At 67.7% G+C, this 24148-nt stretch carries 17 protein-coding genes; 5 read left to right on the top strand and 12 right to left on the bottom strand.

The genetic code is table 11. The features are described 5' to 3' along the window. Nucleotides 1-6: 6 nt before the first annotated feature. The 7 genes from PSEMAI1_RS0101095 to PSEMAI1_RS0101125 all read right to left on the bottom strand — a co-directional run bounded on the left by PSEMAI1_RS0101095 (nucleotide 7) and on the right by PSEMAI1_RS0101125 (nucleotide 9021). Nucleotides 7-1722, bottom strand: coding sequence for a tetratricopeptide repeat-containing response regulator (locus PSEMAI1_RS0101095; protein ID WP_024301090.1), 1716 nt, complete (start codon nucleotides 1720-1722; stop codon nucleotides 7-9). Nucleotides 1723-1746: 24 nt separating this feature from the next. Next, on the bottom strand, nucleotides 1747-3894 hold the full coding sequence (locus PSEMAI1_RS0101100) for a UvrD-helicase domain-containing protein (RefSeq protein ID WP_024301091.1): 2148 nt from the start codon (nucleotides 3892-3894) through the stop codon (nucleotides 1747-1749). Between the two features lie 103 nt (nucleotides 3895-3997). After that, the gene (locus PSEMAI1_RS0101105) at nucleotides 3998-4840 is read right to left on the bottom strand and encodes an isopenicillin N synthase family oxygenase (protein WP_024301092.1); all 843 of its coding nucleotides are present in this window, start codon (nucleotides 4838-4840) and stop codon (nucleotides 3998-4000) included. 104 nt (nucleotides 4841-4944) lie between these two features. Then, entirely contained in the window at nucleotides 4945-5727 is a 783-nt protein-coding gene (cysE, locus tag PSEMAI1_RS0101110; RefSeq protein ID WP_024301093.1) for a serine O-acetyltransferase, read from the bottom strand. A gap of 198 nt (nucleotides 5728-5925) precedes the next feature. Then, nucleotides 5926-7422: a ribonuclease G gene (gene rng / locus PSEMAI1_RS0101115; RefSeq protein WP_024301094.1), complete on the bottom strand. Its 1497-nt coding sequence runs from the start codon at nucleotides 7420-7422 to the stop codon at nucleotides 5926-5928. Between the two features lie 9 nt (nucleotides 7423-7431). Beyond that, on the bottom strand, nucleotides 7432-8028 hold the full coding sequence (locus PSEMAI1_RS0101120) for a nucleoside triphosphate pyrophosphatase (protein ID WP_024301095.1): 597 nt from the start codon (nucleotides 8026-8028) through the stop codon (nucleotides 7432-7434). A 105-nt stretch (nucleotides 8029-8133) separates the two neighbouring features. Then, on the bottom strand, nucleotides 8134-9021 hold the full coding sequence (locus PSEMAI1_RS0101125) for a LysR family transcriptional regulator (RefSeq protein ID WP_024301096.1): 888 nt from the start codon (nucleotides 9019-9021) through the stop codon (nucleotides 8134-8136). A 105-nt stretch (nucleotides 9022-9126) separates the two neighbouring features. Here PSEMAI1_RS0101125 and PSEMAI1_RS0101130 point away from each other — a divergent pair, with 105 nt between their 5' ends. The 3 genes from PSEMAI1_RS0101130 (at nucleotide 9127) to PSEMAI1_RS0101140 (ending at nucleotide 13498) form a co-directional block, all read left to right on the top strand. Then, nucleotides 9127-9939 (top strand): phytanoyl-CoA dioxygenase family protein, encoded by an 813-nt coding sequence (locus PSEMAI1_RS0101130; RefSeq protein WP_024301097.1) that lies wholly within the window; start codon nucleotides 9127-9129, stop codon nucleotides 9937-9939. A gap of 298 nt (nucleotides 9940-10237) precedes the next feature. After that, on the top strand, nucleotides 10238-12631 hold the full coding sequence (locus PSEMAI1_RS0101135) for a S8 family serine peptidase (RefSeq protein WP_024301098.1): 2394 nt from the start codon (nucleotides 10238-10240) through the stop codon (nucleotides 12629-12631). Between the two features lie 243 nt (nucleotides 12632-12874). Continuing rightward, nucleotides 12875-13498 (top strand): HAD hydrolase-like protein, encoded by a 624-nt coding sequence (locus PSEMAI1_RS0101140; RefSeq protein WP_024301099.1) that lies wholly within the window; start codon nucleotides 12875-12877, stop codon nucleotides 13496-13498. A 93-nt stretch (nucleotides 13499-13591) separates the two neighbouring features. Here PSEMAI1_RS0101140 and PSEMAI1_RS0101145 read toward each other — a convergent pair whose 3' ends face one another. Further along, nucleotides 13592-14851, bottom strand: a complete 1260-nt coding sequence (locus PSEMAI1_RS0101145; RefSeq protein WP_024301100.1) for a glutamate-5-semialdehyde dehydrogenase — start codon at nucleotides 14849-14851, stop codon at nucleotides 13592-13594. Between the two features lie 194 nt (nucleotides 14852-15045). Here PSEMAI1_RS0101145 and PSEMAI1_RS0101150 point away from each other — a divergent pair, with 194 nt between their 5' ends. Beyond that, nucleotides 15046-16992 (top strand): propionate--CoA ligase, encoded by a 1947-nt coding sequence (locus tag PSEMAI1_RS0101150; protein WP_255327060.1) that lies wholly within the window; start codon nucleotides 15046-15048, stop codon nucleotides 16990-16992. Nucleotides 16993-17061: 69 nt separating this feature from the next. Here the strand turns inward: PSEMAI1_RS0101150 and PSEMAI1_RS0101155 are convergent, their stop codons facing one another. The 3 genes from PSEMAI1_RS0101155 to PSEMAI1_RS0101165 all read right to left on the bottom strand — a co-directional run bounded on the left by PSEMAI1_RS0101155 (nucleotide 17062) and on the right by PSEMAI1_RS0101165 (nucleotide 19503). After that, nucleotides 17062-17469, bottom strand: a complete 408-nt coding sequence (locus PSEMAI1_RS0101155) for a SiaC family regulatory phosphoprotein (RefSeq protein WP_024301102.1) — start codon at nucleotides 17467-17469, stop codon at nucleotides 17062-17064. 103 nt (nucleotides 17470-17572) lie between these two features. Beyond that, entirely contained in the window at nucleotides 17573-18856 is a 1284-nt protein-coding gene (locus PSEMAI1_RS0101160) for a DUF3422 family protein (RefSeq protein WP_024301103.1), read from the bottom strand. Between the two features lie 215 nt (nucleotides 18857-19071). Continuing rightward, nucleotides 19072-19503: a DUF721 domain-containing protein gene (locus PSEMAI1_RS0101165; RefSeq protein ID WP_024301104.1), complete on the bottom strand. Its 432-nt coding sequence runs from the start codon at nucleotides 19501-19503 to the stop codon at nucleotides 19072-19074. Nucleotides 19504-19673: 170 nt separating this feature from the next. On the opposite strand from PSEMAI1_RS0101165, the gene secA reads away from it, so the two are divergent. Continuing rightward, nucleotides 19674-22394 carry a preprotein translocase subunit SecA gene (gene secA, locus PSEMAI1_RS0101170; RefSeq protein ID WP_024301105.1) on the top strand — a complete coding sequence of 907 codons (2721 nt, stop codon included), beginning with the start codon at nucleotides 19674-19676 and terminating at the stop codon, nucleotides 22392-22394. Between the two features lie 79 nt (nucleotides 22395-22473). Here secA and PSEMAI1_RS0101175 read toward each other — a convergent pair whose 3' ends face one another. Continuing rightward, on the bottom strand, nucleotides 22474-24117 hold the full coding sequence (locus tag PSEMAI1_RS0101175; RefSeq protein ID WP_024301106.1) for a methyl-accepting chemotaxis protein: 1644 nt from the start codon (nucleotides 24115-24117) through the stop codon (nucleotides 22474-22476). Nucleotides 24118-24148 lie beyond the last annotated feature (31 nt).

Consider the following 24148-nt stretch of genomic DNA (forward strand, 5'->3'; position numbering starts at 1 on the left):
CCGGAATCACAGCACCCACTGCGGCTTGCCCAGCTTCTCCACCAGGATGCGCCAGGCTTGCAGCAGCTTCTGGAACTTGTTGTTGGCCGGGGCCTGGTCGCGCGCCTTCTTCAACAGCTCGTGGGCGCGGCGCATGTGGCTTTCGTGCCAGCCGTTACGGTGCACGTAGGCCAGCGTGGCGTTGACCAGGTTGAGCATCACCTGCAGGTTGCCCGGCATGTCTTCGTGTGCCTTGGCGAAGCGCTCGATGGCCAGCTCGAACTGGCCGGCCTGGGCGGCGCGCACGGCCTCGTTGTTGAGTTCGATCACCGACTGCACGTTGCTGGCGATCAGCTGGTGTCCGGCATCGCTGCGGCCGACGTCCTCGAACAGGTCGCCGATCTGTCCCAGCAGCGTTTCGTCGTCGTGGTGGTTGCGTACCAGCGTCTCGATGGCGGCGTCGCCGCTGTCCTGCTGGCCCTGGGCGTAGCAGGCGCGGGCGAACTCCATCTGCGCCTCGGGCGGCAAGCCGGCGGCGAGCTTGCCGAAGCGCTCCTGCGCCTCGGCCAGCAGCTGGGCGGCGCGCTGGCGGTTGCCGTTCTTCAGCTGCAGCTGGCTGTCGCAGACGTCGGCCATCCATTCGCCGACCTCGTTGTAGCGGTAGTCGCGGCGCAGGCTGGCGACGGTGCGCGCGGCGGCGCCGTGCTCGCCCTGCGCCAGCTGGATGCGCGCCAGCATGGCGTAGTGGGTGGGGTGGCGGTGCCAGGTGTACTTGGCGATTTCCAGCGTCTCGCGGCTGGCGGCCTCGGCGGTGGCGAGGTCGTGGTTCTTCAGTGCGACTTCGGCCAGTTGCTTCTGGCGCCGGATCACCACCGGCGAGAGCTGGGTGGCGCGGGTCAGCATCTGCTGCGCCTTGTCGAGCTCGTGGTTGGCCTGGTGCAGCCGGGCCAGCCAGTCGTAGGCTTCCATCACCCGGTCGTTCTCGCGCAGCACCTCTTCGAACAGCAGCCGCGCCTCGTCGTAGGACTTCTGCCCGGTCAGCGCCTTGGCCAGCCCCAGCTTGGCCCACGGCACGGTCTTGATGCGCAGCACGTCCATGTAGAGGGCACGCGCGGTGTCGTAGTCGCCGATCTTGAGCGACAGCGAGCCTTTCAGCTTCATGAAGTCGAGCGCGAACTCGCTCTTCTCGCCGATCTTGCGGCTGCAGGCCTCGATGGCGGCGAGGTACTCGTGGCGCATCACCGCCTCGTCGACGATGCGGAATGCCTCGCGCCGGCGCATGGCGCGCTCCAGCCGCTGCGCCAGCACCTCGCCGGTGAAGGGCTTGAGCAGGTAGTCGTCCGGTGCCTGCTCGGCGGCCGAGATCACGCGCTGGGCGCGGCGCTCGCCGGTGACGATCATGAACACGCACGACTGTTTGATCAGGTTGCGTTCCTTGACCTCCTCGAACAGGTAGAGGCCGTCGTAGCCGTTGCCGAGGTCGTAGTCGCACAGCACCACGTCGAACTCGTACTTGGCGAGCTTGGCCAGCGCGTCGCCCGCCTTGCTGGCGTACTCGACCTTCTCGGCGCCGAACGAGGACAGCGTCATCGCCAGCGCGCGCTGCATCTCCGGCACGCTGTCGATGATCAGGAACAGCCGCTTGGCGTACGGGTCGGACGCCGGCTGCTCGGCCGGGCGCGCGCCCTTGTACGCCGAGGCGATGCTGTGGAACGAGGTGGACTGCGGCTTGAGGTCGCTCATCGGGATGTCTTCTGGTAACGGCACTCAGGCCGCGCTGAGCTTGGCGTAGCGCAAATCCAGCCATTTCAGGCCGTGCTCGGCGAAGTTGACGTGCAGCCGCACTTCGTCGCCGCCGCCCTCGGCGTCGATCACCACGCCCAGTCCGAACTTGGCGTGCGTCACCGACTGGCCGATGGCGAAGCCCTTCAGCTTGGCCGCAGGGCGGGCCGGTTCGGCCTGTTCCAGCCACGGCGCGCGCTGTTTATGCGAGACAGGTGACGGTTTCACTGTAGCAGACAGCACGTGCAGCAGCTGGCCCGGAACCTCGTCGATGAAGCGCGAGCGGATCGGGTAGCGGCTCAGGCCGTGCAGCATGCGGCTCTGCGCCGAGGTGAGGTAGAGCCGCTTGCGCGCGCGCGTCACCGCGACATACATCAGGCGCCGCTCCTCTTCCAGGCCCTTGGGGTCGTTGAAGCTGTTCTCGTGCGGGAACAGCCCTTCCTCCAGCCCGGACACGAACACCGCGTCGAATTCCAGGCCCTTGGCGGCGTGCACCGTCATCAGCTGCAGCGCGTCCTGGCCGGCTTCGGCCTGATGCTCACCGGCCTCCAGGCTGGCGGCGCTGAGGAATTCCACCACCGCCTGCTCCGGGTCCTGCGGGAAGAAGCCGGCGGCGGCGTTGATCAGTTCGTCGAGGTTGGCGAGGCGCTCCTCGCTCTCCTTCTTGTCGGCCTCGTACATCGCCTTGAGGCCGGAATCGTCGAGCAGCAGGCTGACGGTCTCGGCCAGGTTCAGCGTGGACGTGCGTGCGCGCAGCTGGTCGATCAACAACACGAACTTGCCGAGGCTGGCGGCGGCGCGGCCGCTGCCGGAGGCGCAGGCGGCCTGCCACAGGCTGATGCCCTGCTCGCGGCTGGTGGCCTGCAGGCCTTCCACGGTGCGCGCGCCGATGCCGCGCGCCGGGATGTTGATGACGCGCAGCAGCGCGTTGTCGTCGTCGGGGTTGGCGATCAGGCGCAGATAGGCCAGCGCGTGCTTGATCTCCTGGCGTTCGAAGAAGCGCAGGCCGCCGTACACGCGGTAGGGTAGGCCGGCGTTGACCAGGGCGTGTTCCAGTGCGCGGCTCTGTGCGTTGGAGCGGTACAGCACGGCGATGTCGGCCAGGTTCCAGCCGTCGCGCTTGAGCGCGCGGACCTCGTCGCAGATGAACTCGGCCTCGTCGCCGTCGGAATAGGCGTCGTAGAGGCGGATCGGTTCGCCCTCGCCGGCCTCGGTCCACAGGTTCTTGCCGAGCCGGCCGTCGTTCTTCTCGATCAGCGCGTTGGCGGCGGCCAGGATGTTGCCGGCTGAGCGGTAGTTCTGCTCCAGCCGCACCGGGCCATCGATGCCGAAGTCGACCAAGAGCGAGCGCATATTGCCGACCTCGGCGCCGCGGAAGGCGTAGATGCTCTGGTCGTCGTCGCCCACCGCGAACAGCGCGTTGTCGCGCCCGGCCAGCAGCTTGAGCCAGGCGTACTGCAGGCGGTTGGTGTCCTGGAACTCGTCGACCAGGATGAAGCGGAAGCGGCTCTTGTAGTGCTCGGCCAGCGCGGCGTTGCGCGACAGCACCTCGTAGCTGCGCAACAGCAGCTCGGCGAAATCGACCACGCCCTCGCGCTGGCACTGCGCGTCGTAGGCGGCGTAGAGCTCGATCAGCTTCTTGGTGTAGGCGTCGTGCGCCGACAGTTGGTCGGCGCGCACGCCGGATTCCTTGTTGCCGTTGATGAAGTTCTGCACCGCGCGCGGCGGGAATTTCTCGTCGGAGACGTCGAGGCTTTTCAGCAGGCGCTTGATCGCCGCCTGCTGGTCGGCCGAATCGAGGATCTGGAAGGTGCTGGGCAGCCCGGCGTCGCGGTAGTGGGCGCGCAGGAAGCGGTTGCACAGGCCGTGGAAGGTGCCGATCCACATGTTCTTGACGTTGACCGGGATCATCGCGCCCAACCGCGTCTGCATCTCGCGCGCCGCCTTGTTGGTGAAGGTCACGGCGAGGATGTTGGCGGGGCTCGCCTGGCCGGTCTGGATCAGCCAGGCGATGCGCGTGGTCAGCACCCGCGTCTTGCCGCTGCCGGCGCCGGCCAGCACCAGCGCGCTCTTGGCGGGCCAGGTGACGGCGGAGAGTTGTTCGGGATTGAGACCGGTGAGCAGATCGGACATGGCGGGGCGGCAATCGTCTAAAACGCCGATTTTACCCCAGCCGTGGGGCGGCGTATCGGCTTGATCGCCGCAATTTGGTGGCGCGGCGCCAGCAGGGGGCGCCCTAGCTCTTCACCCCCAGCTCGCGCAGCCGCTCGGCTAGGTAGCTGCCGGCGCTGTAGCGCTCCGACAGCACCACCTCGTCGCGCGGGTGCAGGAACAGGGGCAGCGAGACGCGGCTCTGGCGCGCGGCCTGGCCTGTCGGGTTGATCACGCGGTGCAGCGTGGAGGGGTAGTAGCCGCGCGAGGCCTCCTGCAGCATGTCGCCGATGTTGATCACCAGCGTGCCGAAATCGCACGGCACGTCCTGCCAGCGGCCGTCGCGGCCCTGCACCTGCAGTCCCGGCGCGCTGGCGGCGGGCAGGATGGTCAACAGGTTGATGTCGCCGTGCGCGGCGGCGCGCAAGGCACCGGCCGGTTCATCACCGGTCAGCGGCGGGTAGCGCAGCACGCGCAGCAGCGTGCCGCGGCTCTTCTCGATCATGGAGGACAGCGGCTGGCTGTAGTGGGCGGCGATGTCGGGCGGGGTGTAGCGCTCCACCCAGCTCAACAACTGCGCCGCCAGCGCGCTGGCCACGGCGTAGTAGTGCAGGGTGTCGTCGCGCAACTCGGGCGGAATGCGTCCCCACGGGTAGACGTGGTAGTACTCCTTGAGGTCTTTCAGCGTGTGGCCCTTGGCGGTCTCGGACACCGCCGTCGAGAACCAGCCGTCCTGCGTCTCGGGCGAGAAGGCGTAGGCATGCTTGTCGGGGCTGTCGAAGAAGGCCAGCCAGCGCTGGTACAGGTCCGTCACCAGCGTCTGCGGGATCGGGTGGTGGCTGAGCACGGCGAAGCCGGTCTCGTGCAGCGAGCGGGTGAAGCGTTCGGCGGCATCTGAGGCGCGGTAGTCGACTTGCTGGACGTTCATGTCGTGCTCCCGTGTGGCGTTAAAACAGACTGAAACAGGCAAACGGGCCGAACCAGAGGGTGGGCTTGGGGCTCGGGCGGCGAGGGCGCCGCCCGATGGCAGGCTCACACCCGCTGGTCCATGTCCAGCCCCGGCGTCCCCGGTCCGGGCGAACCCACCACCTTGGCCGGAACCCCGGCCACGGTGCTGTGCGGTGGCACGTCGTCCAGCACCACGCTGCCGGCGCCGACCTTGGCGCATTCGCCGACGTGGATGTTGCCGAGGATGGCCGCCCCGGTGCCGATCAGCACGCCGTCGCCGATCTTGGGATGGCGGTCGCCGCGCTGCTTGCCGGAGCCGCCCAACGTCACGCCGTGCAGGATAGACACGTTGTTGCCGATCACCGCGGTCTCGCCCACCACCACGCCGGTGCCGTGATCCAGCATCACGCCGTGGCCGATGCGCGCCGCCGGATGGATGTCGGCGCCGGTCACTTCGGAGATGCGGTTCTGCAGGAACAGCGCCAGCGTCTGCCGGCCCTGCTGCCACAGCCAGTGCGTCACGCGCTGGCTCTGGATGGCGTGGAAGCCCTTGAAGTAGAGCAGCGGGGTGGAATAACCCTCGCAGGCCGGGTCGCGGTCGTAGCAGGCCACGATGTCGGTACGCATCTTCTGGCCGATGCTCGGGTCGGCCGCGAGCGCCTCGCGGAACAGCTCCATCAGCGCGCGCGCATCCATCACCGGGCTGGAGAGCTTGCTGGAGAGGTGGAAGGCCAGCACGTCTTCCAGCGTGTCGTGGCGCAATACGGTCATGTGCAGGAAGCTCGCCAACAGCGGCTCGGCCTGCGCCGCCGCCTCGGCTTCCTGGAAGATGGCGAGCCAGATCGGATCGTCGTAATTTTCGCTCATCATAATGTCTCACTCAGAGCCGCGGCATGTGGGGGCCGCGGCGGTCGTGGCTGCTTGGAACCTGTTCCCGATCTTGCTGCGCATCCCTGATCGGGGCTCATGTGCTGCTCGGAATCCTCATGTACTCCAGTACATTCCGGTTCCTGCGCTGCTCTTCACCCCGCTGAGGGCTGCTCGCGACAGATCGTGAACAGGTTCTTATAACAGCACCACGTCGAACTGTTCCTGCGGATAGGTGGTTTCCACCGACAGCGAGATCGGCTTGCCGATGAAGTCCACCAGCATTGCCAGGCTCTGCGATTCCTCGTCGAGGAACATGTCGATCACCGGCTGCGAAGCCAGGATGCGGAAGCCCTTGGCGTCGAACTGGCGCGCCTCGCGCACGATTTCGCGCTGGATCTCGTAGCACACCGTCTGAGCGGTCTTGATCTCGCCGCGCCCCTGGCAGGTCGGACACGGCTCGCACAGCACGTGCGCCAGGCTCTCGCGTGTGCGCTTGCGGGTGATCTCGACCAGCCCCAGGCTGGTGAAGCCGTTGAGCGTCACTCGAGTGCGGTCGCGCGCCATCGCCTTGGCCAGCTCGTTGAGCACCTGGCTGCGGTGCTCCTCGTTATCCATGTCGATGAAATCGACGATGATGATGCCGCCCAGGTTGCGCAGCCGTAATTGGCGCGCGATGGCGTGAGTGGCCTCGAGGTTGGTCTTGAAGATGGTTTCGTCGAAGTTGCGGTTGCCGACGAAGCCGCCGGTGTTGACGTCGATGGTGGTCATCGCCTCGGTCTGGTCGATGATCAGGTAGCCGCCGAACTTCAGGTTGACGCGGCGCGCCAGCGCGCGGTCGATCTCGGCCTCGATGCCGTGCAGCTCGAACAGCGGGCGCTCGCCACTGTAGCGCGCGATCTTGTCGACGGCGGTGGTTACGTACTGCTCGGCAAATTCCACCATGCGGCTGTAGTTCTCGGTGGAGTCGACGATGACGTGCTCGGTCGCCTCGCTGACCATGTCGCGCAGTACCCGCACCGACAGCGGCAGGTCCTCGTACAGCAGGCTCTGCGCCGGCAGCGTTTGCGACTTGTGGCGGATGTCGGCCCACAGCTTGCCGAGGTAGCCGATGTCGGCGGCCAGCTCCTCGTCGCTGGCGGTCTCGGCGCTGGTGCGGATGATGTAGCCCTTGGGCGTGCCGTTGGGCAGCAGCTTCTCCAGCCGCGCCTTCAGGCTCAGCCGGTCTTCCTCGTTCTCGATCTTCTGCGAGATGCCGATGTGCTCTTCCTGCGGCAGATGCACCAGGAAGCGCCCGGCCAAGGAAATCTGCGTCGACAGCCGCGCGCCCTTGGTGCCGATCGGGTCCTTGATCACCTGGACCAGCACGGTCTGGCCCTCGAACAGCATCTTCTCGATGCGCTGCGGCTCGGAAGGGTGCTGGCGCTGCTCCAGCACGTCGGCGATGTGCAGGAAGGCAGCGCGCTCCAGCCCGATCTCGATGAAGGCGCTCTGCATGCCGGGCAGCACGCGCTTGACCTGACCCAGATAGATGTTGCCGACGATGCCGCGGCTGGCGGCGCGCTCGACGTGCAGCTCCTGCACGATGGCGTCTTCCAGCACCGCGACGCGGGTTTCCTGCGGCGTGATGTTGACCAGGATCTGCTCGTTGGGACGCGGCAGGTCGCGCGGCAGCGGAATGGATTGATGCAGCATGCGCGCTCCTTAAGGGAAGACCAGGCCGAATTCGGACAGCAGCGCGGCGGTTTCGAACACCGGCAGCCCGACCACGCCGGTATAGCTGCCCGCGATGCGCTCGATGAACACCGCGGCGCGGCCCTGGATGCCGTAGGAGCCGGCCTTGTCGAACGGCTCGCCGGTATCGATGTAGCGCGCGATGTCGGTCTCGGTGAGCGGACGGAAGGTCACGTCGGTGACCGAGGTCCTGACCAGGGTGCGCTCGCCCTCGCGCACCGCCACCGAGGTCACCACCTGGTGGGTGCGGCCGGAAAAGGCCTCCAGCATGCGGCGCGCGTCGGCGGCGTCCTCCGGTTTGCCGAAGATTTCGCCATCCAGCACCACGGTGGTGTCGGCGGCCAACAGCGGGCGCGACGGCAGGCCACCGCTCTCCACCACGTGCCAGCCGGCGGCGGCCTTGTCGCGGGCCAGCCGCTCGGTATAGGCCACGGCGTCCTCGCCGGGCTGCGCCGTCTCGTCGATGTCGGCGTGGATGCGTTCGGTGCGCACGCCGAGCTGCTGCAGCAGCTCGCGCCGGCGCGGGCTGGCCGAGGCCAGGTAGATCAGGGTGTCGTTGGTGCTCATGGGATTGTCAGATGTTGTCTTTATCGATTGGCATCAAGGGTACCAGAGGCGTTCTCCGCGTACTATCGGCACGGAGGCCTGGTCAAGTTGGCGGGAAGGGGCGCCTCAGTCCGACGCGGCCGCCCAGTGCACGAAGGCGTCGACCAGCGGCGAGACGCGGCCCGACGCCGGCGCCGCCAGCACCACGCGCTGTGGCGGCGGATTCTCGCGCAGCGGTCGGCAGGCGATCGGCCGGCCGTCGTAGCTCTGGTCGCCGACCGGCCGGGTGCACGACAGCGCCACGCCGACACCGTGCGCGACCAGCCCGCGCTGCATCTCGAAGCTCTGCACCGTCTGCGCGATGTGCGGCGTCAGTTGCTGGTTCCAGAACAGCGACAGCAGGTACTCGCGAGTGTGTGGAATGTCCTCCAGCACCAGCGACTCTCGTGCCAGATCGTGCAGAGAGACGCGCTCCTGTGCCGCCAGCGGGTGCTCCGCCGGCAGCAGCGCGTAAGGCGCCAATTCCGCCAGTGTCCAGCATCGCGTTTGCGCGTCGGTGGCGAGCTCGTAGGTCAGCGCGAGTTCCGCCTTGCCGGCGCGCAGGGCGCGCTGCACCGTGGCCAGATCGCCCTCCAGCAGCGTCACCGACACCTGCGGATGCCGTGCGCGAAAGCCCGCCAACAGGCGCGGGGCGAAGTAAGGCCCCAGGTCCTGGAAGCAGATCAGCGACAGCTGCCCGCGCAGCTCACCCGGCTCCTCGCCGGCGCTGAGCCCGGCCGCCATGGTCAGGATGGCGCGAGCCTGCTCCAGCACCCGTTGGCCGGCCGGTGTCAGCTCGACGCGTCGGCTGGCCTGGCGGCGGAGCAAGGGCGCACCGAGCGAGGCTTCGAGCTGGGCGATGGCCAGCGACACCGAAGGCTGCGATACGTGGCGCGCCCGCGCCGCCGCGCTGACCCCGCCATGCTCGGCGGTGGCGACGAAGTAATCGAGCTGGCGCAAGGAGAAGTCGATCATGTTTTCCAATAATGAAAAATAGGAAAGATATATTTTTCTTATCATAAGGCCATCCCCGATACTGCCGCCATCGGCTGTTTTTCCATGACGCAGAGGAGGGTGACGATGCAGGTGACGACGATAAGTCAGGAAGACATCGCGGCATTCCAGCGCGACGGCGCGATCGTGCTGCGCGGCGTGTTCCGCGATTGGGTCGACGCGCTGCGCGACGGCTTCGAACAGGTGCTGGCCGCGCCCGGCCCCTTCGCCATCGAGAACGTCAGGCAGGGCGAAGCGGGGCGCTTCTTCGAGGACTATTGCAACTGGCAGCGCATCGAGCCGTTCACGCGCTTCGTGTACGACTCGCCGGCCGCCGCGCTGGCCGGCCGGTTGATGGGCGCGCGCCGGGTGCAGATGTTCCACGAGCACATCCTGGTCAAGGAGCCGGGCACCGCCAAGCCCACGCCCTGGCATCAGGACATCCCCTACTACTGCGTCGACGGCGCGCAGACCGCCAGCTACTGGATACCGCTCGACCCGGTGAGGCGCGACAATACCCTGCGCCTGGTGCTGGGCTCGCACCGCTGGCCCAAGCTGGTGCGCCCCAAGCGCTGGGCCACCAACGAGAATTTCTTCGCCGGCGAAGACGACTACATGGAGATGCCCGACGTCGAGGACGGCAGCCACACCATCCTCACCCCCGAGCTGGAACCGGGCGATGCCGTGCTGTTCGACTTCCGCACCGTGCACGGCGCTGCCGGCAACCAGGGCACAGGGCGCCGCCGCGCCTTCTCGGCGCGCTTTCTCGGCGACGACGTGCGCTTCGTCGAGCGTCCCGGCCGTACCTCGCCGCCGTTCCCCGGCATCGGCCAGACGACCGGCGAGCGGCTGCGCGAGGACTGGTTCCCGGTGGTGTGGTCGGCCGACGCAGGGGGCTGAGCGCACGGGCCGCCGGGCTGCCATGAAGTGCTCGGCAGCGGCGGCCAACCCTCGCCGGACGGGGCGGCTGATCGGCCGGAAACGCCGGCTTTGGCGAATTGAAAAGCGTGTCGGGCTACCCTATAAAGGCTTATAACAATTTAAACGATATCCCTCTTGCGATTCGGTGAGTCGAGCGGCATGGCGAATCTGTTCGGAGCGGGCCTCGTTTAGATGCGGGTCATACCAACAGGAACAGGACGCCGCGATGCCGAAGGGCTCCCGGACAGGAGCACCGGCCCGGCGGGGAGGGATTGCCATGCGCCGGGCCATCGTCATCGGGTGTCTTGCCCTTCTTCCCTCCCTCTGTGCCGCCGTGGCGCCGGATGCCTCGGCGCCGCGCTCCGAGCAGCCGGCGGCCACGCTGCATGCGCCGCTGGCCGACCGCGACGGCGACGGCATCGCCGACAGCCTGCAGGCGCGGCTCGCCCAGGCGCATCCGGAAGACCGCTTCGACGTGGTGGTGACCTTCCAGCAACCCGACCAGGCCGCCGCGGCACGCCAGGCGCTCGGCCACTTCGTACCACGCCGCGAATTCAAGATCATCCCCGGCTTTGCCGGCCGCCTGAGCGCCGCCCAGATCCGCGCGCTGTCGCACGCCGCCGGCCTGGTGCGCATCGAGGAGGACGTCCAGGTCCACACCCAGCTCAACGCCGCACGCCCCGATTTCGGCGTCGATAAGGCGCGTGGACTGGTGACGGGCGGGGTGACCGGCAGCGGCGTGGGCATCTGCACGGTCGATACCGGCGTCGATCCCAACCACGAGCAGCTGGCCGGCAAGGTGGCCGGCTTCCTCGATCTGGTGGCGAACAAGACCACGGCTTACGACGACAACGGCCACGGCACCCACGTGCTGTCCATCGCCGCCGGCGACGGCAGCGGCGGTGCGGACGCGGCCCGCTACCAGGGTGTGGCGCCGGGGGCGCCGGTCTACGCCGCCAAGGTGCTCGATAGCAGCGGGTCCGGCGCCGAGAGCGCGGTGGTGAGCGGCATCGAATGGTGCGCCGGGCAGTCTGGTGTGCGCGTTATCTCGCTGAGCCTGGCGGCGCTGCCGCCGGCCGACGGCAACGACGCCATGAGCCAGGCGGTCAATGCGGCGGTGGATGGCGGCAAGGTGGTGGTGGTCGCCGCCGGCAACGACGGCGACGAACCGGGCACGGTCGGTTCGCCCGGCGCGGCGGAAAAGGCCGTCACCGTCGGCGCCTGCGCCGAATGGTCGGCGCCGGTAGACACCACCAACCACTCCGAAGGCGTGTATCTCACCGCCTTCTCCAGCCGCGGCCCGATCACCGATAGCCACAATACCGTGCTGCGCATCAAGCCCGATATCTGCGCGCCGGGCCACAGCATCACCGCGGCCAAAGCCGGCACGGTGAACGGCTACGTCACCTACAGCGGCACCTCGATGGCCACCCCGTTCGTGGCCGGCAGCGTGGCGTTGGCGCTGGAGGCCAATCCGACGCTGAGCCCGGCGCAGGTGCGCACCTTGCTGGAAGGCACGGCGCAGGACCGCGGTACTACCGGGAAGGACAACGAATGGGGGGCGGGCCTGATCGACGCCTACGCCTTCGTCGCCCGTGCGCAGAACCCGGCGTCGATCCTGGCGACGGCGTTTCCCACTACCCAGCGCATCGCCCCGGCCAGCGTCGCCAGCAACAGCACCTGGAGTTACCCTTTCGACGTCAGCGATACCAGCAAGCCGATCGCCGCCATCGTCACCATCGTCGGCCAGCCGATCTGCACGCTGCGGCTGTTCGGTTCCTGCTTCGCCTACCAATGGGACCCCGATCTCGATGCACGCCTGCGGGCACCCGACGGCACCATCCTGGCCTACAGCGGCTGCATGGGGGAGGGAACGGAGTGCGCCTCGCCGCGCGCGCCGCTGGTGGCGCTCGGCCGCCAGGAAACGCTGCACGCCATGCCGACGGTGGCGGGGCAATACCGCGTCGAGGTGTGGGGTGCCCAGGACAGCGTCAACCAGGGCAAGGGCGGCAGCTTCGCGCTCGATCTGTCGCAGGGACCGCTCGCCAACATCGTCGTTCCGCCGGATTTTGCCTTGACGACCTCGCCAGCGAGCCAGAGCGTGGTGAGCGGCAGTAGCACCAGCTATACCGCGACGGTCACGCCGTCGGGAGGGTTCGGCGACCCGGTCGATCTGAGCGTGAGCGGCCTGCCGGTCGGAGCCGGCGCGAGCTTCAGTCCCGACCCGATCACGGGCGGCGCCGGCAGCTCGACGCTGAGCGTGACCACGGCCGGCACGACCCCGGCCGGCAGCTACCCGCTGACCATCATCGGCAGTGGGGGCGGTCTTACCCGCAGCAGTGGCGTTTCGCTGGTGGTCACGGCGCCGAACGCTGATTTCGCGCTGTCCGCCACGCCGACCAGCCGCACCGTCAAGCGCGGCGGCCGTGCCAACTACACCGAAACGGTCACCGCCCTGAACGGTTTCAACGGTGCCGTCACGCTCAGCGCGACCGGGCTGCCGAGCGGGGCGACATTCAGCTTCAGCCCCAACCCGGTGACGGGCTCCGGTTCGTCCACCCTGACGGTCAGGACCAGCAAGACCACCCCGCGCGGCAGCTACACGCTGACGGTGAGCGGGGTAAGCGGCAGCCTGAGCCATAGCCACTCCCTGGGGCTGACAGTGCAGTGAAGAGACCGTGGCGACATCGGCAGCTTCCTCGGTGAGTGGAGCACGGCCATTGCCACTACGGCAATCAGGGCCGACCACGTCAGGAGTGGCGTAGGCGAAGGTCTGCCGGGTATGCCGTCGATTCGGGTCGCCTTGCCGCGTGCCGTTTCCGTGAGGCGGCGTCCCTGTTATGGTGATGACATGGCAAGGCCGGCCGCTCCATCCGGCATCGCGCCAGCCCCGATAGCTCTCCCCATCCTGCCCATGAAATATCGTTTGGCCATTTTCGACTTCGATGGCACGCTCGCCGATACCTTCCCGGTCTTCACCGGCATGCTCGACGAGCTGGCGCGGCAGCACGGCTTCCGGCCGATCGCCCCGGGCGAGATACCGGCCCTGCGCCACTGCAGCGCGCGCCAGATCATGCGCCACGTCGGTCTGCCGCGCTGGAAGCTGCCGCTGGTGGCGAAGAGCGGCATCGCGCTGATGCGGCGCGAAGCCCACGCCATCGCCTTGTTCGACGGCATGGAAGAGACCCTGCGCTATCTGGCGCAGCGGGGCGTCATGCTGTCCATTCTCACTTCCAACTCCTGCGAGAACGTGCGGCTTGTCATGGGGCCGCAGAGCATGGAGCTGTTCACCCACCTCGAGTGCGGCATGTCGATCTTCGGCAAGCAGGCCAGGATCAGGAAGGTGCTCGGCAGGACGGCGATCCCGGGCCGTGAGGCGATCTACATCGGCGACCAGATCACCGATGGCGAGGCGGCGCGCAAGGCCGGCGTGGCGTTCGGCGCCGTGTCGTGGGGCTACGGTGCGATCGAATCGCTGCGGCAATGCGCGCCGGACGAGGTGTTCGATTCGGTGGCGGCCATCCGCCGGATTGCCTGAGAGGATTTACAGACCCCTGAGCGCTGGGCATTCTTGGCTGCACAAAAAAAGCGGGCCGCAGCCCGCTTTCTTGCTTCTGGTATCAGCTGACCCTCAGCTGCGCACCTGGCCGTCGCCCAGCACTACCCACTTCTGGCTGGTCAGCCCGTGCAGGCCGACCGGGCCGCGTGCGTGGATCTTGTCGGTGGAGATGCCGATCTCGGCGCCCAGGCCGTACTCGAAGCCGTCGGCGAAGCGCGTGCTGGCGTTGACCATTACGCTGGCCGAATCCACCTCGCGCAGGAAGCGGCGGGTGCGGCTGTAGTCCTCGCTGACGATGGCGTCGGTGTGGTGGCTGCCGTAGTCGTTGATGTGCTGGATCGCCTCGTCGAGGTCCTTCACCACCTTCACCGCCAGGATCGGCGCCGAGTACTCGGCGTACCAGTCGTCCTCGGTCGCCGGCACCACCTTCTCGCCCAGGATGATGCGGGTGCGTTCGCAGCCGCGCAGCTCCACGCCTTTTTCCCACAGCGGGGCGGCGAGCTTCGGCAGCATGAACTCGGCGGAGGCCTCGTGCACCAGCAGCGTCTCCATGGTGTTGCACGGCGCGTAGCGCTGGGTCTTGGCGTTGACCACGATGGCCACGGCCTTGTCCGGGTTGGCGGTGTCGTCGACGTAGACGTGGCAGTTGCCGTCCAGGTGCTTGATCACCGGCACGCGCGCGTCCTGGCTGATGCGCGCGATCAGGCTCTTGCCGCCGCGCGGCACGATCACGTCGACGTACTCCGGCATGGTGATGAGCTCGCCCACCGCGGCGCGGTCGGTAGTCTCGACCACCTGCACCGCCTCGGCCGGCAGCCCGGCCAGACGCAGGCCCTCGTGCACGCAGCGGGCGATGGCCTGGTTGCTGTGGAAGGCTTCCGAGCCGCCGCGCAGGATGGTGGCGTTGCCCGACTTCAGGCACAGCCCGGCGGCGTCGGCGGTGACGTTGGGGCGGGCCTCGTAGATGATGCCGATCACACCGAGCGGCACGCGCATCTTGCCGAGCTGGATGCCGGACGGACGGTAGGTGAAGTCGTCCATCTCGCCCACCGGGTCGGGCAGCGCGGCGATCTGGCGCAAGCCCTCGGCCATGCCGTGGATGGTCTTGTCCGACAGCGTCAGGCGGTCGATGAAGGCCTCTTCCAGACCGTTCTGGCGCGCCGCCTCGAGGTCGAGCATGTTGGCGGCGATCAACTGCTCGCTCTCGCGCTCGATGGCGTCGGCCATGGCCAGCAAGGCCTTGTTTTTCTGATGGGTATCGGCGCGGGCGATGGCGCGGCTGGCGGCGCGGGCGGCGCGGCCGACGCGCTGCATGTAGTCCTTGACGTCCATGGTTCGGGGTCCTGCGAAGTCTGTGATGGGGATGGGTCGAGATTACCGCAAAGCGGCAAGACCGTGCCAGTGCGGCAGCGGCAGGCAGACTGTTGCAGTACGAAAACAGCCGCATGCGAAAGCGTTTGACCCTACTGGGTGTATGGAGTAGTGTGCATTTCGAGCAACCGCTTGGTTGAATTACATCGTCATCACTGCACGACACGGCGCGCCAGACGCCGGCACGGAGGAGAAACCGCATGACCGCATACCGGGAGTTTCATCGCCAGTCCATCGAACAGCCCGAAACCTTCTGGGGGCGCGAGGCCGCCCGCATCGACTGGCACCGACCTTACGACCGGGTGCTGGCCTATGACAATCCGCCGTTTAGGCGCTGGTTCGCCGGCGGCGAGACCAACCTGTGCCACAACGCGGTGGACCGGCACGTGGCGGAACGCGGCGACCAGCCGGCGCTGATCTACGTCTCGACCGAAACCGGTGCCGAGCGGGTGTACAGCTTCGCCGAATTGCAGCAGGAGGTGGCGCGTTTCGCCGCCATCCTGGCGGCGCAGGGCGTGGGCAAGGGCGACCGCGTGCTGATCTACATGCCGATGATCGCCGAGGCGGTGTTCGCCATGTTGGCCACGGTGCGGCTGGGGGCGGTGCATTCGGTGGTGTTCGGCGGCTTCGCGTCCGCCAGCCTGGCGGCGCGCATCGAGGACGCCCGGCCCAAGGTGATGGTGACCGCCGACGCCGGCCTGCGCGGCGGCAAGGTGATTGCCTACAAGCCGCTGGTGGACGAGGCGCTGGAACTGGCCGGAGCGGCGGCGCCGGACAAGGTGATCCTGGTCAACCGCGGCGTGGCCGAAGCGCCGATGATGAAGCCGGGGCGCGACCTCGACTACGCCACGCTGCGCCAGCAGCACCTGAACGACCGCGCCGAGGTGGTGTGGGTGGAGTCGGGCCATCCCAGCTACATCCTCTACACCTCCGGCACCACCGGCAAGCCCAAGGGCGTCGAGCGCGATACCGGCGGCTACGCCGTGGCGCTGGCGGCGAGCATGGAATACATCTACGGCGGCCGGGCCGGCGAGACCTTCTTCTCGACCTCGGACATCGGCTGGGTGGTGGGGCATTCCTACATCGTCTACGGCCCGCTGATCGCCGGCATGGCGACGCTGGTGTACGAGGGCCTGCCGACCAACCCCGATCCGGCGGTCTGGTGGCACCTGGTGGAAAAATACCGTGTCTCGGTGATGTTCTCGGCGCCGACGGCAATCCGTGTGTTGAAAAAGCAGGACCCGGCCTGGTTGCACCGCCACGATCTCTCCAGCCTCAAGGCCTTGTTCCTGGCGGGCGAGCCGCTGGACGAGCCGACCGCGAGCTGGATCGCCGGCGAACTCAAGGTGCCGGTGATCGACAACTACTGGCAGACCGAAACCGGATGGCCGATGCTGACCGTGTGCAACGGCGTGGAGCGCCAGCCGGTCAAGGTCGGCAGCCCCGGCCTGCCGGTGTACGGCTACAACCTCAAGCTGGTGGACGAGGCCTCCGGGCAGGAGGTCGGCGTCGGCGAGAAGGGCGTGATCGCCATCGTGCCGCCCTTGCCTCCGGGCTGCCTGAGCACGGTGTGGGGGCAGGACGAACGCTTCGTCCAGACCTATTTCGGCGGCTTCGCCGACCAGTTGCTGTATTCCTCGTTCGACTGGGGCGTGCGCGACGCCGACGGCTACATCACCATCCTCGGCCGCACTGACGACGTGATCAACGTCGCCGGCCACCGTCTCGGCACGCGCGAGATCGAGGAGGCGGTGTCCGGCCATGGCGCCATCGCCGAGGTGGCGGTGGTGGGGGTGGCCGACGCGCTCAAGGGCCAGGTGCCGCAGGCCTTCGCCGTGGTGCGCGACCCGAGCGTGCTGGCCGACCCGGCCCGCCGTGCCGAATTGGAAAAGGAAGTGATCGCCAGGGTTGCCCGTGAACTGGGCGCGATCGCCAACCCGGCGCGGGTGTTCTTCGTCAATCAACTGCCCAAGACCCGCTCCGGCAAGGTGCTGCGACGCTCGATCCAGGCCATTGCCGAGGGGCGCGACCCGGGCGATCTGACCACGCTGGACGATCCGGCGAGTCTGGAACAGGTGCGTCAGGCCATCGCCAGTGCCTGAGCCCTTTCGAGGGTGGCGTGTGCGTCACCATTGGGCCGTCTGCCTTCGGGCCGACGGCCGTTTTTTTTCTTACGCGACTTGGGCTAGCGGCGCGGCCAGCAGCCCGGGAAACTCGTATGCCAGCACACGGTAGAACGCCTGCAGCCGGGCATCGTCCTCGTCGTGGAACACATGGCAGTGCACGTTCCAGCCTTTGGCCTGGGCGTTGTTGAGCAGGTCGGCCAGGGTCAAGAGCTGGTTGGCGCTGGCGGTGTCGAGCCGGGTCAGGGCCAGCGTCAGCTCGAGGTCGGCATGGCTGCGGTCGGCGAGGTAGGGCGTCAACGGCCGGAACAGGCGGTCGTAGAAGGCGGCGGCGTCGTCGGGGCAACTGACCCCGCGCAGCAGCAGGCGGCCGCTGTGGAAGCGGAAATCGACTTCCGGCGTGCTGGCGCTGGCGGCTAGGTAGAAATCGGGGCGGGCGGGGGCAGAGGTCATCATCGGGCGGCCTCGCGGCAGGGTGGAGAAGCCCGGGAGTGTAGCGGCGCGGTGTTGCAGCGCGATGACGGGGGGCGCTCGTCCCGGCCCCCGCAAGATGACTGCGCTAGTGCCCGAGCCCGTCGCGCACCTTGCGCACGCCGTACCACACCGCCACCGCCACGATCGGGATGGCGATGCCGGTGGCCAGCTCGGCGTTGACGTGCAGCCCGGCGGCCTTGGCGGCCTTGAACAGGTAGGACAGCAGGCTCACCGCGTAGTAGGTCAGCACCCCCACCGACAGCCCTTCCACCGTTTCCTGTAAGCGCAGCTGCATCGCGGCACGGCGGTCCATGCTGGCCAGCAGCGCGCGGTTCTGCTCCTCGTGCAGCACCTCGACGCGGGTGCGCAGCAGCGCGGTGCTGCGTTGCAGGCGGTCAGTCAGGCGGTCCTGGCGTTTCACCACGGTGTCGCAGGTGCTCATCGCCGGCGCCATGCGCCGTTCCATGAATTCGTGGAACGGCTGCATGCCGGGCAGGCGGCTCTCGCGCAGCTCGCCGATGCGGCGCTCCACCAGCGAGTAGTAGGCGCGCGTGGCGGAAATGCGGTACTGGCTTTCCGAGATCAGCTGCTCAGTGCGCGTGGAGAGGTCTTCCAGCTCGGCGAGCAGCTGGGCGTCGCGGCTGTCCGGCTTGCCCATGCGCTCGGTCAGCGAGCGCAGCACCACGTCGAGGCGGTCGAGCTCGCGCATCTGCTCCTTGGCGATGGGCAGCGCCAAGAGCGCCAGCATGCGGTAGGTCTCAATCTCGAACAGGCGCTGCAACATGCGCCCGGACTGGTTCGGTCCCATGTCCTCGTCCAGCACCACGTAGCGCGAAAAGCCCTCCGACAGGCGCGGGTCGGGGTGCAGTTGCAGGTCGGTGTAGGCGATGCCGTTGCCGTCGCCGATGCGCGAGCCGATCAGCTCGCCGCCGCCGAACCAGCGCGCCGCGATCTCGTCCGGCGAACTGGCCGAACCGCCCTTGAGCAGCACCGCGTGCAACGCCACCAGCACCTGGCCGGGCAGGCGGTCGAGCCAGCGGGCGGGCAGGCGGTCGAGCGCGGTGCGGTCGAAGGGCTCGGCAAAGTCGCCGGCGAGGATGAAGGTGTAGCGCGCGAACTCGGCATGCAGCGACCAGCGCACGGTCAGGTCGCCGGCGTAGGCAGTGTAGTGCGCGGCGTTGCCGGCCGGGGCCGGCAGGCCCAGCGCCTGGGCCAGATCGACCAGCGCCTCGCGCTGGCTGGCGTCGTCGTAGTCGTAGTACAGGGTGAGCGAGGTCAGCCGGGCCGGCGACGGGATCGAGGCGTACGGCCGCGCGTGCGCCTCGTCATTGAGGACGCGGCGCAAGGGGTGTGGGGTGAGGGTGGTCATGGCGGGTCCAAAGGCAAACGGTTTTAAAGATGCGCTGAGCATGTTTAAAACCGCTTGCCGTACAGCATACCTCAAGCCCGCCGCCGGCTGTCCACCACTTCCGTATTACTCCGCCGCAATGGATGTGGCGGAGCGATTGGATGGGCGGTAGTGGGCGTGATGCAGGGGAGGGGGCTGGCAAGGCCACCGGCGCTGGGGCGTTCGGGGAGGGTGGCTCAGCCGCGGCGGTGATGGGCGAGCAGACGCGCCAGCGCACCCTTGACCAGCGGGTTCGCCACGCTGGTGGCGGCTTGCTCGATGCTCTCGAGCGCCGCCGGGCTGAGCGCCAGCGTCTTGACCGGCTTGACCGGTGGCTTGAAGCGGATGTCGACCTTGACGCGGATCCGGCTCGCCGGGTAGCCGTGCTCGGTCAGCGCCGGCAAGAGGCCGGGGCCGATCAGCTTCAGCCGCGCCGCCACCACGCCGTTGTCGGCGTACACCACCAGCTCGCCGTCGCGGATGCGCACCGCCCGGCAGTAATCCGCCAGCGGTGCCGGCAGCAGGCGGCGGAAGGCCGTGTCCAGCGCCATCAGCGCGCGTGCCTCGCTGGCGAGCTGTGACAGGCGGCTGTCTCTGCGGGCGATATCGCGGAAAGAAAAACTGCTCATGGGAGGAATTCTAGCGGATTGCCGCCATGCTGGGCGATTTGCGACGCCGCAGGCCGGTTTTTACGCGCTTGGCTTGATGCACCACAACTTTGCCCCCATTAAGTGGTCAGTGCTTGTGCTACACTTTTCACCATTTTTCCGGCCCGCTTGGCCTCTGGATTCGAAAACCGATGATTTCCACGCTTCTCAAGAAAGTATTCGGTAGCCGCAACGACCGGCTGCTGAAGCAATACCGCCAGGTGGTGGCCCGCATCAATGCGCTCGAAGACGGCCTGCGCTCGTTGTCGGATGAGGATCTGGCCGGCAAGACCCCGCAGTTCCGCCAGCGCGTTGCCAATGGGGAAAGCCTCGACGCCCTGCTGCCGGAAGCCTTCGCGGTCTGCCGCGAGGCGTCGCGCCGGGTGCTCGGCATGCGCCACTTCGACGTCCAGCTGATCGGCGGCATGGTGCTCAACGACGGCAAGATCGCCGAGATGCGCACCGGCGAGGGCAAGACCCTGGTCGCCACGCTGCCCGCCTACCTCAATGCGCTGACCGGCAACGGCGTGCACGTGGTGACCGTCAACGACTACCTGGCCAGCCGTGACGCCGGCATCATGGGCAAGCTGTACAACTTCCTCGGCTTGAGTGTGGGCGTGAACCTGTCGCAGATGCCGCACCACCTGAAGCAGGAAGCCTACGCCGCCGACATCACCTACGGCACCAACAACGAATTCGGCTTCGACTACCTGCGCGACAACATGGTGTTCAGCCTTGCGGAAAAGGTGCAGAAGAAGCTGGCCTTTGCCGTGGTCGACGAGGTGGACTCGATCCTGATCGACGAGGCGCGCACGCCGCTGATCATCTCCGGCCCGGCCGAAGACAACGTCGAGATGTACCAGCGCATGAACGCGCTGCCGCCCCTGCTCGAGCGTCAGCAGCAGGAAGAGGGCGAGGGCGACTACTGGGTGGACGAGAAAGCGCACTCGGTGCTGCTGTCCGAGCGCGGCCACGAGCGCGCCGAAGAACTCCTGACCCAGATGGGCCTGTTGAAGGAAGGCGACAGCCTGTATTCGGCCACCAACATCACGCTGATGCATCACCTGATGGCCGCGCTGCGCGCCCACGCGCTGTACCACCGCGACCAGCACTACGTGGTGCAGGAGGGCGAGATCATCATCGTCGACGAGTTCACCGGCCGCCTGATGCCGGGCCGTCGCTGGTCCGAGGGCCTGCACCAGGCCGTCGAGGCCAAGGAAGGGGTGACGATCAACCGCGAGAACCAGACGCTGGCCTCGATCACCTTCCAGAACTACTTCCGCCTGTACGGCAAGCTGTCCGGCATGACCGGCACCGCCGACACCGAAGCCTACGAATTCCAGAGCATCTACGGCCTGGAGACGGTGGTGATCCCGACCAACAAGCCGATGATCCGCCAGGACTCGCACGACAAGGTCTACCGCACCGCGCAGGAGAAGTACGACGCCATCCTGGCCGACATCAAGGACTGCCACGAACGCGGCCAGCCGGTGCTGGTCGGCACCACGTCGATCGAGAACTCGGAGCTGATCTCCGCCCTGCTGAACAAGGCCAAGCTGCCGCACAACGTGCTGAACGCCAAGGAACACGCGCGCGAAGCGGATATCGTGGTGCAGGCCGGCCGCCCAGGCGTGATCACCGTCGCCACCAACATGGCCGGCCGCGGTACCGACATCGTGCTGGGCGGCAACCCGGAACCGGAAATCCGCCTGGTCGAGGCCGACGACAGCCTGTCCGAGCAGGAAAAGACCACGCGCATCGCCGCCATCCGCAGCGAATGGTCGCTGCGCCACGAGCAGGTGCTCGCCGCCGGCGGCCTGCACATCGTCGGCACCGAACGCCACGAATCGCGCCGCATCGACAACCAGCTGCGCGGCCGTTCCGGCCGCCAGGGCGACCCGGGCTCCTCGCGCTTCTACCTCTGCCTGGAAGACCCGCTGTTGCGCATCTTCGCCTCCGACCGCGTGGCGGCCATCATGGAGCGGCTGAAGATGCCGGTGGGCGAGGCGATCGAGCACCCGTGGGTGAGCCGTTCGATCGAGAACGCGCAGCGCAAGGTGGAAGGCCGCAACTTTGACATCCGCAAGCAGCTGCTGGAATACGACGACGTCGCCAACGACCAGCGCAAGGTGATCTACCAGCAGCGCAACGAGATCCTCGAGGACGAGGATGTCAGCGCCATCGTCACCAATATGCGCGAAGGCGTGCTGTCCGACCTGGTCGACCTGCATCTGCCGCCGGAATCGATGGAAGAGCAGTGGGATCTGCCGGGACTGGCCAAGACGCTGGAGAGCGAATTCCAGCTCGACGCGCCGGTGGCGGACTGGCTCAAGGCCCAACCGAACCTGGACATCCCGGAGATCAAGGAACGCATCATCAAGCAGGCCGAGGCGATCTACCTGGCCAAGGTCGAGCTGGCGGGCGAGCCGGCCATGCGGCAGTTCGAGCGCTCGCTGGTGCTGCAGATGCTGGACAACCACTGGCGCGAGCACCTGTCGTCGATGGACCATCTGCGCCAGGGCATCCACCTGCGCGGTTACGCCCAGAAGAACCCCAAACAGGAGTACAAGCGCGAGGCCTTCGAGCTGTTCGCCGACATGCTCGAGCGCATCAAGAAGAGCGTGGTCAGCGTGCTGATGACGGTGCAGATCCGCACCCAGGAGGACATGGAGGCGGTCGAGCCGCACGAGCCTGCCGAGCTGGCGCTGCAGCACGCCGAGCCGGGTTCGGCGCTGGCCGCGGCCGAGGGCGGGGAAGGCAACCCCTACGCGCCGGCCGTGCTGGCGGCGCAGGGCATCCGCGTCGGCCGCAACGATCCGTGCCCGTGCGGCAGCGGGCAGAAGTATAAGCAGTGCCACGGCCGGCTGGCCTGAGAAGCCGCCTCCCGAGCTGAACAAAAAAACGCGCCCGATGCAGATCGGGCGCGTTTTTTTTGGTTACCGGAAACCGGGCTCAGGCCTGGATGCGGAAGCGGCCGAGCGACAGGTTGAGGCTCTGCGAGGTGTCTTCCAGCGTGCGCGCCTCGTGCGTCAGGCTGTCGGTGGCCTGCTCGGCGCGCGAGGTCAGCTGGCGCACGTCTTCCATCGCCGCGCTCATGGCGTGGATGTCGCTCTCGATGGCGCGCGTCTGCTCCTGCGTGGCGACGAAAGCCTGGCGCAGCTCGTGCATCAGGCCCACGGTGTTGTCCAGGGCCCCGCGCACCTCGTCCGCCGCGCCCGACAGCTGGCCGGCCTCCTCGGCCTGGTGGGTGATCGAGCCGGCGGTGCTGGCGATGGTGCCGAGCAGGCGGTCGACAAACTGCTGGGTCTCGGCCAGGGTGTCCTGGGTCTGGCCGGCCAGCTTGCGCACCTCGTCGGCCACCACCGCGAAGCCGCGCCCGGCCTCGCCGGCACGCGCCGCCTCGATGGCGGCGTTGAGCGCCAAGAGGCTGGTCTGCTCGGCGATGCCGGAGATACGCCCGAGGATGTCGGTGATGAGGTTGACGTCCTGGGCCAGCGCCTGGAAGCGCTCGGACAGTTGATGGTTAGCGGCGACATGGCCGCCCAGCTGGCCGGTCATGTCGGCCACCTTGCGCTGCGACTGCTGCAATTCGCCGCCGACGTCGTCGATGCGGCCCTCCAGCGTGGCGACGCTGCGGCTGGTTTCCCCGGCCAGCTGCAGCACGTGGCCGGCGTGGCCGGCGAGCTGCTGCAGGCGCTGGTGCGTCTGCAGCGTGCTGTCGCGCAGGGTCTGGGCGCTGCCCTGCACCTGTTCGGCGCTACTGAAGGTGTGGCGGGCGTTGTCGGACACCGTGCGCAGGATCTGGCAGAAGGCTTCGCCCAGCGCGTTGAAGCGCTCGGCCATGCGGCCGATCTCGTCGTCGGCGCGCACGGTGAGCCGGCGTGTCAGGTCGTGTGTTTCCGCGGTGCTGCGGATGTGCTCGGAGATGCGCGTGATCGAGCGCGCCAGCAGGCGCGACAGCAGCCAGGCGACGATACCGCCGACCAGCAGCGCGCCGCCGCCGATCAGTAGGGTGTTGAGGAGCGCCGCGTGCCGCGCCTCGGCCACTTCGGCCAGCGACACGTCGGCCGCCAGCACGAAGCGTTGCGTGCCGAACTGCAGCGGTACGAACACCGAGCGGAAGGTGCCGTACTTGTCGGTGTACTCGTCGTAGGTGACCCGGCCGCTGGCGAAGGCCGCCTTCAGGCCGTCGCTGCCGTCGTAGGGCTCGAGGTGCTTGCCGAAATCGCCCGCCGTCACTTCCTTCTCGCCCGCGCCGTCGGCCAGGTAGACGATCTTGCCATCCTTCTGCCACAGCGCGTACAGGTACACCACCTTGAATTGCTCAGCATACTGGTTGAGGCGCAGGGCGTTGCGCGCCATTTCCCCGGCGCTCACGCTGCCCGGCTGCTGGGCGCGACGCAGGAAGTCGGCGCCGAGCAGGGCGGGAATGGCGCGCGCGGTGGCGTTGAGGCGGGAATCGATCAGTTCGATCGCGTTGGCCGTGCTGGTGACGTAGGTGTGCGCGGTGAAGGCGCCGACCGTCAGCAGGTTCATCAGCAGGAACAGGCAGGTCAGCTTGGTCTGGACGCTGAGGCGGGTGAACCATCGCATCATTTTTTATTCCATGTTTTGTAATTTATCCATA

It is taken from the genome of Pseudogulbenkiania sp. MAI-1 (assembly GCF_000527175.1).
Taxonomy (GTDB): Bacteria; Pseudomonadota; Gammaproteobacteria; order Burkholderiales; family Chromobacteriaceae; genus Pseudogulbenkiania.